The sequence below is a fragment of the Arcicella gelida genome, assembly GCF_034931025.1.
GTDB classification, from domain to species: domain Bacteria; phylum Bacteroidota; class Bacteroidia; order Cytophagales; family Spirosomataceae; genus Arcicella; species Arcicella gelida.
This window is the reverse complement of the sequence record NZ_JAYGIL010000002.1, coordinates 427,964-443,017: the sequence shown is the minus strand read 5'-3', so window position 1 is coordinate 443,017 and position 15,054 is coordinate 427,964. Positions and strand designations below refer to the sequence as shown.

General features: G+C 35.2%; 11 protein-coding genes. 7 read left to right on the top strand and 4 right to left on the bottom strand.

Annotated features, from left to right (window positions below; translation table 11 throughout):
• Positions 1–118: 118 nt before the first annotated feature.
• Complete coding sequence (locus VB776_RS01835) at positions 119–1,066, bottom strand: hypothetical protein (RefSeq protein ID WP_323325449.1); 948 nt, start codon at positions 1,064–1,066, stop codon at positions 119–121.
• Positions 1,067–1,246: 180 nt separating this feature from the next.
• Between VB776_RS01835 and VB776_RS01830 the strand changes: the two genes are divergently transcribed.
• From VB776_RS01830 to VB776_RS01805, 6 genes are all read left to right on the top strand, one after another.
• Positions 1,247–2,176 (top strand): ABC-three component system protein, encoded by a 930-nt coding sequence (locus tag VB776_RS01830; RefSeq protein ID WP_323325447.1) that lies wholly within the window; start codon positions 1,247–1,249, stop codon positions 2,174–2,176.
• Positions 2,173–2,412 (top strand): ABC-three component system middle component 8, encoded by a 240-nt coding sequence (locus tag VB776_RS01825; RefSeq protein ID WP_323325444.1) that lies wholly within the window; start codon positions 2,173–2,175, stop codon positions 2,410–2,412. The genes VB776_RS01830 and VB776_RS01825 overlap by 4 nt, the downstream gene beginning before the upstream one ends.
• Entirely contained in the window at positions 2,413–4,188 is a 1,776-nt protein-coding gene (locus VB776_RS01820) for a DUF2326 domain-containing protein (RefSeq protein ID WP_323325441.1), read from the top strand. It begins immediately after the preceding gene.
• A 205-nt stretch (positions 4,189–4,393) separates the two neighbouring features.
• Positions 4,394–8,083 (top strand): phosphoribosylformylglycinamidine synthase, encoded by a 3,690-nt coding sequence (gene purL, locus VB776_RS01815; RefSeq protein WP_323325438.1) that lies wholly within the window; start codon positions 4,394–4,396, stop codon positions 8,081–8,083.
• Between the two features lie 104 nt (positions 8,084–8,187).
• Complete coding sequence (locus tag VB776_RS01810; RefSeq protein WP_323325436.1) at positions 8,188–9,462, top strand: AAA family ATPase; 1,275 nt, start codon at positions 8,188–8,190, stop codon at positions 9,460–9,462.
• Complete coding sequence (locus tag VB776_RS01805) at positions 9,455–10,111, top strand: HNH endonuclease family protein (RefSeq protein ID WP_323325434.1); 657 nt, start codon at positions 9,455–9,457, stop codon at positions 10,109–10,111. Before VB776_RS01810 ends, VB776_RS01805 begins: the two co-directional genes overlap by 8 nt.
• A 253-nt stretch (positions 10,112–10,364) precedes the next feature.
• On the opposite strand, the gene VB776_RS01800 is transcribed toward VB776_RS01805, so the two are convergent.
• The 3 genes from VB776_RS01800 to VB776_RS01790 all read right to left on the bottom strand — a co-directional run bounded on the left by VB776_RS01800 (position 10,365) and on the right by VB776_RS01790 (position 13,892).
• Positions 10,365–11,618 carry an ATP-binding cassette domain-containing protein gene (locus tag VB776_RS01800; protein WP_323325432.1) on the bottom strand — a complete coding sequence of 418 codons (1,254 nt, stop codon included), beginning with the start codon at positions 11,616–11,618 and terminating at the stop codon, positions 10,365–10,367.
• A gap of 227 nt (positions 11,619–11,845) precedes the next feature.
• Positions 11,846–13,474 carry a chaperonin GroEL gene (gene groL / locus VB776_RS01795; RefSeq protein WP_323325430.1) on the bottom strand — a complete coding sequence of 543 codons (1,629 nt, stop codon included), beginning with the start codon at positions 13,472–13,474 and terminating at the stop codon, positions 11,846–11,848.
• Between the two features lie 139 nt (positions 13,475–13,613).
• On the bottom strand, positions 13,614–13,892 hold the full coding sequence (locus VB776_RS01790; protein ID WP_184135555.1) for a co-chaperone GroES: 279 nt from the start codon (positions 13,890–13,892) through the stop codon (positions 13,614–13,616).
• Between the two features lie 350 nt (positions 13,893–14,242).
• Here VB776_RS01790 and VB776_RS01785 point away from each other — a divergent pair, with 350 nt between their 5' ends.
• Complete coding sequence (locus tag VB776_RS01785) at positions 14,243–14,956, top strand: hypothetical protein (protein ID WP_323325427.1); 714 nt, start codon at positions 14,243–14,245, stop codon at positions 14,954–14,956.
• The last annotated feature ends 98 nt before the right edge of the window (positions 14,957–15,054 follow it).

Here is a 15,054-nt window from a genome sequence, read left to right as displayed (position 1 = left end):
ACTAAACCCATTCATAACTGGGGAATTATTATCAACCAATTTTACCTTATTTTTGACCAAAGAATCAAAAACAAATAATCAATACAAAAAACAACTTACACAAAATTAGGGATAGTGTCTATAATTTCCTCTCAAACGTTTTAGCAATGCTTTTGTAAACCTGTAAATAGCTGTCAAATTGAATTGGTGCAATTCCAACGATTAAATAATAAGAGCTATTTGAAAATAGCATTACTTCATAAACCAATTCTTTTTGTCCTTTTTCATTTTCGCCAGTTCCAATTACTTCGTAGCCAGTCATCCCATCAATTTCAATGGTAGATACTTTTTCAATTTTAGTTTTCTTGCCATTGGGGAATTTCTGCATCGTTTCAACAGCCAATAGTTTTTTGTCTGGAACAGTCGAAGTATTGACAAGTATTTGACCAACCGAAAGAAAAGCTTTGTCTGTATCGGCAGGAGGTAATTTACCGTCACTGGTAAAGATTAATGAGCCAGAAAGTGAATGAGCAAATTTGAACTTTGTATCAGCGGTATTTATCTTGAAATTTGCTTCTTCAAGCGGATTTACCTGTTTAGTACTTTGATATACAACAGAGGCTATTGCTTTGTCCATTTGTTCGGCTAAAGTTTTATCGTTTTCGGGGTACAGAAAATTTACTAAAAAGACTTTCTTAGAATCTCCAAAAACTAAAATTGTTTTAGAAAAATCCATTCCATTAGCAGATTGCTTGGTGAAGAGTAATTTTGCTGGTGTATTTTGAAAAGAAATATCTTCAGATTTAATCAGAATAACACCTCTGGTTTTAAGTGCCTCAGCAGTAAACGCTTTTGCTATTTCTTGATAAGGAGCAGGAATTTCGGCAACCAAGATTGATGAATTCGTTTCGGCTTGTTGAAAGCCACTAAAGCCAACCGCTTTTGCGAAATTTGGCGGAGGAACCAATGCTATTTTTGTTGCTGAAATGAAAATATGTTCAGTACCAAGCTTGTTGTTAATAGAACGTTTTTGAGCAAATGTTTCCAAAGTAAAGAAACATAAAAAAAGGAAAAGCAATTTTTTCATTGGAGTATAAAGATTATTAAATTGAAATTTCGAATTCTATGTTTAAATTATACTATTTTATATTTTGTATCTTTGTGTAAAGATTCAAACTTGTATAGTCTTACTAGGGTACAAAATAATGATGCTTTGATTTAATACTCATTTGAATATTGATCAGATATTATATTTCGTTTAAAAATTATGGATTATAGATTAGAAAACCTATCCGAAGATGACTTTGAAAGTCTCATTAATATGCTTTGCCAACACGTTCTTGGTATAGGATTTGTCAGCTTTTCTAAAGGTAAAGATGGAGGAAGAGATGGGCGTTTTGAAGGAGTGGCTAATGCCTATCCCTCTAAAACGGAGCAATGGAAAGGGAAGTTTATCATTCAAGTAAAGCACACAACAGACTATCAAGCGAGTTGCTCAGATAATAAATTTTTTGGAAATAAAACTGGTCTTGTAGAAAAAGAAGTTCCAAAAGTTAAGGTATTGAAATCGAAGGGAGAAATTGATAATTATTTACTTTTTACTAATAGAAAAGAAACAGAAAGTCGAGAAGAGGCAAGACAATATATTAAAGACCAAACTGGTCTTACAAATGTTGACATTATTGGAAAAGACACTCTACATAGGTTCTTGTCACAAAATAAAGAGATTGTCAAGCAATTTGGCTTAGATAAGTTTACGATGCCATTTGAGTTTCATGACAAGGATATAAGGGATTTAATCGTTATTTTTCATGACACACTTCCTAAATTTATCAACAGTAGCTTGACATTAGACAGACCCAGTATTGAGGAAAAAAATCGAGTTAACAACTTGGATAATGCTTATTATGAGAATATCATTTTGCCAGATTTAGACCGTCACGAAAAGCAAATATTAGACTTTTTACAGAATCCAATTAACCAAGAATTTGCCCAGTATTACGAAGAAACTTCCTTAGAGTTGAAAAGAGTCATAGAAGCTAACAGGGAACAATTTGATGACTTCAAAAAGATTTTTAGTTTTCTAACGAACTATCTAATGGAAAAAGAGCCTGATAAGCTTAAAAAATATCGCAATACGATTCCTGCATTTTTTCATTTTATGTATTATCAATGTGATATAGGTCGAAACAGATGATAACACCGCACAAATATCTCAATTTAGATTTATCGGTTATCAATGTCAGTGCATTAATAATTGATAAACTAAAAACACACAACTTGTTGACATACGATGAGTTGCTGAATATTACTACAAATGCTCTTGGTAAAAATGCGAAAGAAGTATTTTCAGATTCGTTAAACTTTCTTTTTCTATTAGATAAGTTACATTATTTGCCAGAGTTGGATGTATTTCAACTAAATTTTGATTAAATGAAACTAAGTAAAATATATAGCAATAAGCCGTTTCACAATACCACCTTTATTTTAGACAAAGGAGGCTTAAATGCTGTTATTGGGGATGTCAAAGGAAAAAAAGAGGATGCAAAACAACATAATCTTGGTAAATCAAAACTTGGAGAACTAATAGATTTCTTACTTTTAAAAAGTATAGACACAAAATTCTTTTTTTACAAGGAGATAAATAAAGAAAAATTTAAAGGATATGAGTTTTATTTGGAAGTGCTACTAAATAATGGCAAGTATCTTACCATCAAAAGAACGGTTGATACTCCTACTAAAATCTCATTTAAGTTAAACGAGGCTCGTTCAACAGAATTTATCTATTATGAAAATTTTGATTTGACGCTTTCATTCGATAAAGCAAAAGAGTATCTAAATGAGCAATTGAATTTTGATTTTTGTAAGTCAAATAATGAAAACTATCGCCGTATAGTAAATTATTCTTTACGTACACAAGGTGATTACGAGCCTAAAATGAATACCATTTTCCAATTAAGAAAATTTGCTAAAAACAAAGACAAAGATTGGAAGCCTTTATTGTTCAGCCTTTTAGGATTTGATGGGAGGATGCTAAGAGAGAAGTATGAGTTAGAAGAAAATATAAAAGACGATGCAAAAACGATAAAAATACAAGAAAAAGACTTTGGCATAAAGTCGGAAGACAAAGATGCGATTGTTGGTAAAATCCAAAATGTAGAAATAGATAGAGAAATATTACTGAGAGAATTAGAAAGTTTAAATTTCTATAAGCAAGATAAGGCTACAATTCAAAATTTGGTAGGCAATATAGAAGAAGAAATAGCTGAATTTAATACTCGGCTCTACAATGTCGAATACGATATTAAAAAATTAAATGATTCTATTCGTAATGAGTTTTCTTTCGACATTAAAAAAATTAAAAATATTTTTGAGGAGGTTGAACTATATTTCCCTGAAAAGTTATCAAAGTCTTATGAGCAGCTAATTGAGTTTAATCACCAAATTACGCAAGAGCGAAACAAACAAATCAGACAAACGTTAATAGAAAGATTAGAAGAGGAAAAACAAATAAATAGTAAACTCATTACACTAAATAAACAACGAGAACAGTTCAGAGATTTGATACAAGACACATCTCTCTTTAAAAAATATGCAGTCTATCAGAAAAGAATGATAGAAATTGAAAGAGAACTATCTAATTATCAGACACAATTAGATGCTATTAGAGAAATTGAAAAAAAGAAAGAAGAAATTGGTCATAAGCAAAAGCATGAATTACAAACAATCAAAGACCAGTTGAAGGAAATTATTGACAATACAGCAAATTGTGCTTTATACATGAGTATAAGAAAGACTTTTGCTGAAATAGTCAAACGAGTTTTAAATGAAAATGCTTTAATAAAAATAAGTCCTAACTCAAATTATAATATTGATTTTGACCCTGATTTTCCTAACTCAGCAAAAGATGAAGGAGCAACGTATTATAAAATTCTTTGCGTAGCCTTCGATTTAGCCATTTTGATAAATTATACTAAGCAGTCTCATTTTCGTTTCGTTTATCATGATGATGTTATTTCTGGAGATGATAATGGAATAAAGTCTCGATTAATAGAGATAGTTCGTGAAATTTGTAGAAATTACAATATACAGTATATTTTCTCAGCTATTAAAGATAACATACCTGCTGGTATAGATTTATCAGAGAATAGTATCTTAGAACTCAATGATAGAGATGATTCTGGGAAACTTTTTAAAATGAGTTTCTAATATTTAATTGTTGGTATCCTAGGTTAGCTTGGTATTATATACTTCGCTAACCTAGGATACAAGCTTCACGCCAACAAACCCAATCACTTAAATTTTTATAGGTATTCTTTTTCAAAACCCCTAAATTTGCAACTCTTTAGCAATTCGGCTGTATTTATGTTGTTTTTAGAAATTAGCCGACAAACAACCAACAATCTGTTTCATCATGATTCATTTCTTCGGGAGTCACTCCAGCACAGTTTATGCCGTGCAAACGCATGCCATTCTTTCAGATGAAGATATTCAAAAACTCTTTTGGCTTTTCAATAGTAAAATTGACCATACTTTTACGGTTGTAAACCAAGAAAATGCTACATTGGAAGCTGTTTTTGTGGGGCCACGTGCAGCCATGATTACGCCGTGGAGTACCAATGCTGTTGAAATTACCCAAAATATGGGTATTCAAGGAATTATTCGTATCGAGGAATTTACGGCAGTAGCGGAGGATTTTACTGATTTCGACCCGATGCTTTTGCAAAAATATACGCAATTACATCAAGGAATTTATACGATCAAGATTGCTCCAGAAGCAATTCTTGAAATTGATGATATTGCTGCTTATAACAAAGAACAAGGACTTGCTCTTAGCGAAGAAGAAGTTGGCTATTTGAATGGTTTGGCTGAAAGTTTAGGTCGTAAATTGACTGACTCAGAAGTATTTGGTTTTTCACAAGTAAACTCTGAACACTGCCGTCACAAAATCTTCAATGGTACTTTTGTGATTGATGGCGAAGCAAAACCAAGTTCATTATTTAAACTTATCAAGAAAACTTCTGAAACGAATCCTAACGACATCGTTTCTGCTTATAAAGATAATGTTGCCTTTATTAAAGGGCCACGTGTTACACAATTTGCTCCAAAATCTGCCGACAAACCAGATTATTATGCAGAAAAAGAATTTGATTCTGTGATTTCTGTAAAAGCTGAAACCCATAATTTCCCAACAACTGTAGAGCCTTTCAACGGAGCGGCAACAGGTTCAGGTGGCGAAATCCGTGACCGTTTAGCTGGTGGACAAGGTTCATTGCCTTTGGCAGGAACAGCGGTATATATGACTTCGTACTCTCGTTTAGAAGAAAATCGTCCTTGGGAAAAAGCTGTTAACGAGCGTGATTGGTTGTATCAAACACCAATGGATATTTTGATTAAGGCTTCCAATGGTGCTTCTGATTTTGGTAATAAATTCGGTCAGCCATTAATTACGGGTTCTGTTCTTACTTTTGAACACGAAGAAGAATCTCGCAAATTAGGTTTCGATAAAGTAATCATGTTGGCTGGCGGTATTGGTTATGGCAAAGAAAGCCAAGCGATAAAACAAAAGCCAACAGTAGGAGATAAAGTAGTCGTATTGGGTGGTGAAAACTACCGCATTGGGATGGGGGGAGCTGCCGTTTCGTCAGCAGATACAGGAGCTTTTGGTTCTGGTATCGAGTTGAATGCGATTCAACGTTCAAACCCAGAAATGCAAAAACGTGCTGCCAATGCCATTAGAGGTTTAGTAGAATCAGACCATAATCCAATCGTTTCTATCCACGACCACGGTGCAGGCGGACATTTGAACTGTTTGTCGGAATTGGTAGAAGAAACAGGCGGTTTGATTGATTTAGATAAATTGCCAGTAGGTGACCCAACGCTTTCGGCAAAAGAAATCATCGGTAACGAATCACAAGAACGTATGGGCTTAGTGATTGGTGAAAAAGATTTAGAAACACTTCAACGTGTAGCAGAGCGTGAGCGTTCGCCAATGTACACTGTTGGAGATATTACTGGAAATAATCGCTTTACTTTCGAATCGAAATCAACTGGTGCTAAACCAATGGATTTTGCTATTTCGGAAATGTTCGGAAGCTCTCCAAAAATTGTGATGGAAGACAAAACCATTGAGCGTAACTACGCAGGTTTGTCTTATTCAGAAGCAGAAATTCCAACCTATTTAGAACAAGTATTGCAATTAGAAGCGGTAGCTTGTAAAGACTGGTTAACCAACAAAGTTGACCGTTGCGTAGGCGGACGAGTAGCCAAACAACAATGTGCAGGACCATTACAATTGCCTTTGAACAACGTTGGCGTAATGGCTTTAGACTTCAAAGGGAAAGATGGTATTGCTACTTCGGTTGGTCACTCGCCAGTAGCAGCTATCGTTGACCCTGCGGCTGGTTCACGTACTGCCATTGCGGAGGCACTTTCAAACATCGTTTTTGCTCCTTTGAAAGACGGTTTGAAATCGGTTTCGCTTTCTGCCAACTGGATGTGGGCTTGTAAAAATGCAGGCGAAGACGCTCGTTTGTACGAAGCCGTACAGGCGTGTTCGGATTTTGCCATCGAATTGGGCATCAATATTCCGACAGGAAAAGATTCGCTTTCGATGAAACAAAAATATCCAAACGATGAAGTAATTGCTCCGGGTACAGTAATTATCTCGGCAGGTGGACATTGTTCGGACATTACTAAAGTAGTCGAGCCAGTGTTACAACGCAATGGCGGAGCGATTTACTATTTGAATTTATCGAAAGATAGCTTCAAATTAGGTGGTAGTTCTTTTGCCCAAATCTTGAATAAAGTAGGTAATGAAGTACCAACGATTCAAGACGGAGCATACTTCAAAACAGCATTTAATACTTTCCAAGACTTAATCAAAGCAGGCAAAATTGAAGCAGGTCACGACATCGGTAGCGGTGGTTTGATTACGACTTTATTAGAAATGTGTTTTGCTGACGTAAACCTTGGAGCAAATATTGACCTTTTAGGTTTAGGAGAAAGCGATACCGTAAAAGCTTTATTCAACGAAAACATTGCCTTGGTATTCCAAGCAGATGCTTCGGTTGAAGCTGTTTTTGCGGAAAACAATATCTCTATCGTTAAAATTGGTGAAGTAGTAGAAGGCAACACGCTTTCGGTGAAAAACAATGAAACTACATTTGATTTTGCTGTGGCGGAATTAAGAGATGTTTGGTTCAAAACGTCTTTCTTGTTAGATTCAAAACAATCGAAAAACGGAACAGCTTTAGAGCGTTATAGTAATTACAAAAACCAAGCTTTAGCTTATACTTTCCCTTCACATTTCACTGGAAAATTAACGGATAACAGTACGATTTCAGCTCGTCCGAAAGCGGCAATTATTCGTGAAAAAGGCTCAAACTCAGAGCGTGAAATGGCGAATGCGATGTATTTGGCTGGTTTTGATGTAAAAGATGTTCACATGACCGACTTAATTGCTGGCCGTGAGACGTTGGAAGATATTCAGTTTATTGGTGCAGTAGGTGGTTTCTCAAATTCTGACGTATTAGGTTCGGCGAAAGGTTGGGCAGGAGCATTCTTGTATAACGAAAAAGCCAATGCTGCCATCAAAAAATTCTTTGCTCGTGAAGATACACTTTCGGTAGGGATTTGTAATGGTTGTCAGTTGTTTATGGAATTGGAATTGATTAATCCAGACCACGAAGTACATGGCAAAATGCACCACAACGAATCGCATAAGCACGAAAGTATCTTTACTTCGGTGACAATTCAGCAAAACAACTCAGTGATGCTTTCTACTTTAGAAGGCACAACTTTAGGCGTTTGGGTATCGCATGGCGAAGGTAAATTTGTGTTGCCTTACGGAGAAGAAAAATACAGCATTGTAGGAAAATACGGTTACGAAGCCTATCCAGCCAATCCAAACGGCTCAGATTTCAACACCGCCATGATGTGCGATGCCACAGGTCGCCATTTAGTAACCATGCCACACATCGAACGTTCGACCTTCCCTTGGAACTGGGCAAACTACCCAGCCAACCGTAAAAACGACGAAGTAAGCCCTTGGTTAGAAGCGTTTATTAATGCAAGACTTTGGATTGAGGCGAAGAATAAGTAAAGATAAGAGTTAATAGAATATTACAATAAAAGGGAAATTTTTCAATGGAAGATTTCCCTTTTATTTTTTGCCTATAAGATTTCTCTTTAAGTTATTATATTTACATGATGGAGAAGATAACAATACATAATTATAGATGCTTTGAGCTACTTTCTTTGAACTTTAAAGAAGGGGTTAATCTGTTTATTGGAGATAATTCGAGTGGAAAGACTACGCTTATCAGGGCTTTAAGCACTGTGCTAAATTCTTTTTTTATAGGATTTAGTGATGAAAATACTCGTTTTTTAGGATTAAGTCCAAACGATTTTAGCGTAGTTGAATCAACATCAGGTTTGGCAAACGAACCAGCTATAAAGATTGATTTCACCAACTTACGGGTAAATGCTTCTCTTGAATTAAATTCCAAAAAAGGTAGAACCTTACAAAAGCCTCTTGATGCTATTAACAGGGTAGGAAAGTCGCTTTATAAAAACCTTTTTGAAGATAAAGTACAAAAAGAAACACTACCACTTTTTGCGAGTTTTTCTACGGCAGATATTCATACCACGAGAAAAATCAACCGAGAGAAATTTAAAAATTATGACCAGAAACCTTCGTTTGGCTATTATGAATGCTTGCAAGGAGATGGTTTTTTAGATTATTGGACTAAAAGATTGTTGATTTTAAAAGAAGCCCAAAAAGGTGAAATAGAAATTGAAGGAGTAAGACTGGCGATTCAAAAAGCATTGGGTGTTGATGGATGTAATGTTATTGAGGATATGCAAATTCGTCACAATCAAGGGAAAGTTTATTATATGCTTACCGATAAAAGAGAGGTAGAAACAGCTTTACTTTCTGATGGACTTACCCGTTTGGTAAATATTGTATTAGATCTTTCTTTCAGATGTATGTTACTCAACAAAGGCATTTTTGGCGTTGAGGCTTGTGCCAATACAAAGGGTACAGTGTTGATTGATGAAATTGACTTGCATTTGCATCCAAGTTTACAATCGCTCGTGGTAAAGGGGGTACAAAATGCTTTCCCGCAGCTACAATTTATCATCACTTCGCACAGCCCTTTGCTGATGTCTGGCATTTTAGATAACGAGAAAAATGTCATTTATAAACTTACTTATGCTAAGGAAAAAGGTTACATAGCCCAAGAAGTAAAAACTTACGGTTTAGATGCTTCCACAATTATTGAAACCGTTTTAGGGGTAATTCCAAGAACAAAAGAGGTTGACGACCGCTTGAATACGCTATTTTCTTTCATTGATATTGATGACTATATAAGCGCAGCCAATTACCTTAATCAAATGAAAGAGGAGTTTGGTGATAGCCTACCCGAATTATCCAAAGCAGAAACAATGTTGAATTTTCTAAGTGATAACGATGATTAAGATAACAAAAGGTAAAGAACCACAAGAATGGACGGCTAAGAAAAAGACATCAGGCTTTACAAAATATAGTCCCATTCCAGAACTTCGTCAAGCCTTACTAGAAGAACAGGGGTATATCTGTGCCTATTGCATGAGACAAATTCCTGTTAAAGATAAGTCTGAAAAAGAAACGTCAAAAATTGAACATACCATGTCAAGAGCTACTCATCCCGACTTACAACTTGACTATACCAACATGGTAATTTGTTGTCCAGGGAGTATTAATGATGATGCTCATTGTGATAAGTCTAAATCAGTGGGAGCGAAAGATATTAGCTTCTCTCTTTTTAGTATCCCTGACATAAAATCAATCTCATACAGCAGTAAAGATGGTATAATAAAATCAACTAATCCTGTCATTGAGAATGATATAAATAAGGTTTTAAATCTTAATAATAAACTCCTAAAAGCGAATCGTTTGCAAACCATAAATGGTGTTATTGAAGTACTAACCCTAAAAAAATGGAAAAAAAGTGAATGTGAGAAACAGTTAGCAGACTGGAAGCAAAAAACAATCAGAGATATTCAAGGGGAAAAACAATTAGCTTTTAAACCTTATTGTGGCGTTGTTATTTATTTTTTAGAGAAGAAGTTGAAACAGTATGCTTGATTGAAGTTATACGGCTTTATGTAATTACAATTTATTGCTTATGAGTATCGAATTAATTCAATCAAGCATTAAAACCATACTCATGAGCATCCAATCGGTTTATTTAATTCCTATAAGAATACTCACGAGTATCAAATTGATTCAGTCGAGTCTTGAAACAATGCTTATGAGTATCGAATTGACTCATTCGAGTCTTAAAACAATACTCACGAGCATCAAATTGATTCATTCGAGTATTAAAATGATGCTCTTGTTACTTCATCACAACCCCACCAGACCCTTCCTCTGAAGGAAATAATTGAAAGATATTTCTTGGAAAAAGTCCTGCTTCGTTGCGATGCGATACGTACAAAATGGTACTCTCGCTTTCGTTGGCAATTTTGTTGATTAATGAAATTACGAGTGAAGCATTGTGGTCGTCTAATCCTGCGATGGCTTCGTCTAAAATTAGTAGGGGAGGATGTTTCACCATTGCTCTGGCTACCAAAGCCATGCGTTGTTGCCCTGTCGAAAGCATAAAAAATGGCTTTTTACTGAGTTTTTCCATTTCAATTAAAGTAATCCACTGCTTGGCTAATTTAATTTGTAAATCAGAAGGTTTATTGTACAAACCAATAGAATCATAAAAGCCAGACATTAACATTTGTTCCAAAGTATGGCTTGCGGTAAATAAATCTGTCATGGCAGGCGTAACGTAGCCGATATTATTTTTAATCGACCAAACCGTTTCTCCAGTACCTTTTCTTCTTCCAAAAAGGGTTAAATCCTGTCCATATCCTTTGGGATTATCACCCGTAATCATGGACAACATGGTGGTTTTCCCAGAACCATTTGGACCAATTAAATGCCAAAATTCATTTTTATGGATTGTCCAAGTAATGTCTCTTAGGATATGTTTGTCACCATAACTTACATTTACTTTATTGAATTTAATCAGTTCTGGATTGGGTAAATCATAGTGTTTGAAAGGAGGTGGGATTTCTCCTGAAAAAGAGAAATTTTGGTTTTTTCTATAATTTTCAAGAAAAATTGGAAGGTCTTTATGTACAACTAATTGGTTATTTTTTTCGATACTTACTACATTTGTGATGAAAGACAATAAATCTCTTTCACGATTAATTAGCTGAATTAAAGAAGTATGTGTACCAATTTCATGGAGCATTTCTAATAAAGAAGCCTGAGCCGCTACATCCAAATTATCAAAAGGATTATCCAAAATCAAGTAATCGGGCTTTTGAGCAACTAAGTAATTCAACAAAGCTTTCTTTTGCTCTCCACTCGACATCGACTTCAAACTTCTGTCAAGATGTTTAGTCACAGCAGTAAATCCATGTCGATTTTCTTCATCAATAAAATCATTCACCGTAAGGCTTGAAAATAATAAACCGTTTGATTTGTTTAAATCTTCAAAAATTCCCTTAGCTTTTTGGGATAATAACTGTTGAATAAATACTTGTTTGTTGGCACTGTTTGATAAGAATATTGCCCAATGTTTGGTGTTTTTCATAAAATAATCCGCTTGATTTTTATGTACTTTCGTACATTTATCAGTTATCTGAAATATGTTAATCGTATTTGTCTTTCAATAAATTGATAAAAGTCTTGATGGTTAAAATAAACAAAAAAACTCCTCAAAAGCATTGCTAATGAGGAGTTTTTTGAGTGTTGAATGAGGAGTGTTGAGTGAAAAGTAATTTTTACTCCTCATTCAACACTCCTAACTCAGAACTGATATTACATCATTCCACCCATTCCGCCGCCACCACCATGTGCGTGTGGAGCTTCAGCAGCTGGTTTGTCAGCAATAACACATTCAGTAGTCAATAATAAACCTGCGATAGAAGCAGCGTTTTCTAATGCTAAACGAGTTACTTTAGTAGGGTCGATGATACCCGCAACAATCATGTCTTCGTATTTGTCTTCACGAGCGTTGTAACCGAAGTCGCCTTCGCCAGCTTTAACAGCGTTCACAACTACAGAACCTTCACCGCCAGCGTTAGCAACGATAGTTCTCAATGGAGATTCGATTGCTTGACGGATAATGTTGATACCAGTTGTTTGGTCTTCGTTGTCACCAGTTAAACCGTCTAATGCTTTGATAGCACGGATTAAAGCAACACCACCACCAGCTACGATACCTTCTTCAACAGCGGCACGAGTAGCGTGAAGAGCATCGTCAACACGGTCTTTTTTCTCTTTCATTTCTACTTCAGTAGCAGCACCGATGTAAAGAATAGCAACTCCGCCCGACAATTTAGCCAAACGTTCTTGCAATTTCTCACGGTCATAATCAGAAGTAGTATTTTCGATTTGAGCTTTGATTTGGTTAACACGAGCCTCGATACCATCTTTTGCACCAACTCCGTTTACAACAGTTGTGTTGTCTTTGTCGATGATGATTTTTTCAGCTTGTCCTAAATATTCAATTGTAGCGTTTTCTAATTTGAAACCACGTTCTTCAGAAATTACAGTACCACCTGTTAATACTGCGATGTCTTCTAACATAGCTTTACGACGGTCACCGAAACCTGGTGCTTTAACAGCAGCAACTTTCAATGCACCACGGATTTTGTTAACTACCAAAGTAGCTAAAGCTTCTCCGTCAACATCTTCAGCAATGATTAATAAAGGACGACCAGTTTGAGCAACGCCTTCTAATACTGGTAATAATTCTTTCATTGAAGATACTTTCTTCTCAGAAATCAAGATGAACGGACGCTCTAATTCAGCTTCCATTTTCTCTGTATTAGTTACGAAGTATGGAGACAAATATCCACGGTCGAACTGCATACCTTCTACTGTTTTAACTTCAGTTTCAGTACCACGAGCTTCTTCAACAGTAATAACACCTTCACGACCAACTTTGTCCATCGCATCTGCAATCATTGTACCGATTGTAGCATCCGAGTTAGCAGAGATAGTAGCAACTTGAGCAATTTGTTGAGAAGTTTCGATTGCTTTAGATTGAGATTTCAACGAAGCAACAACAGCAGTAACTGCTTTGTCAACACCACGTTTCAAATCCATTGGGTTAGCACCCGCAGCAACGTTTTTAGAACCGATAGTGTAGATAGCTTGTGCTAATACAGTAGCAGTTGTAGTACCGTCACCAGCTTGGTCAGCAGTTTTAGAAGCAACTTCTTTCACTAACTGAGCACCCATATTTTCAACAGCGTCTTCTAATTCGATTTCTTTCGCTACTGAAACACCATCTTTAGTGATAGAAGGTGAACCAAATTTTTTGTCAATAATTACGTTACGACCTTTTGGTCCTAAAGTTACTTTAACAGCGTTAGCTAAAGTATCGACGCCTCTTTTCAGTTTGTCTCTTGCGTCTGTGTCAAAAAATAATTCTTTTGCCATTGTTATTTTTGCTTTATGCTATATGCTGTATGCAATAGGCTGTTACCAAAATGCAAAATCAGAATATAGTAGTAAATTAAATTAAGTTTTTTATTTTTAAAAGCTTAAAGCTTATTGCCTACTGCTTAAAGCAATAAAATTAAAGAATTGCGAAAATATCGCTTTCACGCATGATAAGGTAATCTTTACCTTCTACTGCAATTTCAGTTCCTGAGTATTTACCGTATAAAACAGTGTCGCCAACTGCAACTGTCAATGGCTCATCTTTTTTACCAGAACCTACTGCTACAACAATTCCTCTTTGTGGTTTTTCTTTTGCAGTGTCAGGAATGATAATTCCGAATGATGTTTTTTCTTCTGCGGCTGCTGGTTCTACCAGAACTCTGTCAGCTAAAGGCTTGATACTAACTGTTGACATTGTTTTTTTGATAAGTTATTTTTTGTATTTGATTTTTTAGGTAATTATTGAATTGCAATTTGATTTTGCTGAAATACTTGTTCAATAAAATCAAACTAATTCTGCATACAACACAACTATTTCATCATATTTTGTGCCATTGTCTGAAAAACGGTAAAATTGTCAGGTTTTGAGATGAAATAGAAAAAAAAGATTGAAATTGAATAACTATTTGACAGACTTTAAAATACTTTCCAGAAATCTTGGCATTTTCGTAGAAATCATTAATTTTATTATTCTAAAGCAAAATCAGATGCTTTTATATTTAGTACGTTGTTTTAAAAATAATCCTTCACTAAATGATGTCGCCTATGAAAAGCTTAGAGAAAGATTGGCTAACCACTGGACTCATTGATTTTGAGTACAAAAAGTATGTTTTACTGGCATATTTGCAACAGGTTAAAAGTAATTTTAAAAGTAAGAAGTTATATCCCGACTTACGAGATTTGCAGTATCATTACGATTATTCTATGTATTTTAAGGATGGAATCGACCAGATGAGTATTCAATTTCCCAAACGAATTAAAGGTGTTAATCCTGAAAATTTAGATGTTGAATATGAATTTTCAAATCAACCTCAAAGTGAATATTTATCCGAGATTGAGTCAATCATGGAATATGCTTTGCCAAGATTCAAAAATGCCTTGCACGAAGGCGAGCAGATAGTAGAAGAAGTACAAAAGGATATTCATATTGCGCCGATTGGGATTTTGCCACTTTACAAAAATGATGGTTACTTGTTATTGCACGAACCCATTATTCACGAAACAAGGGTTTATCAGTACAATCTAACCATTTTTGAAAATAAACACGAACGTTTGAGAGGACTAAAAACATTTTATGTAGAAACCATTAAAAAAAGTGCCTTGAGTACTTTCGAGAATATTAAAATAGATTTAGTAAAACGTTATAAACATCTTCCCAATCCTGCTACTTATTTGGTAGAATCAAAATATGTGTTGCCATTGGAAGAAACCTTTTTGCCAATTGCTAAAAAGAAAGTTGTTGAAGTTGTAACGAATTGAGAAAATATGAGTAAACCCAAATTTTAAAATCATAAAAAAGCGGTCGAAAAGCTAATTTCGACCGCTTTTTTATGATTGAGGGAGAACGAATTCCTACT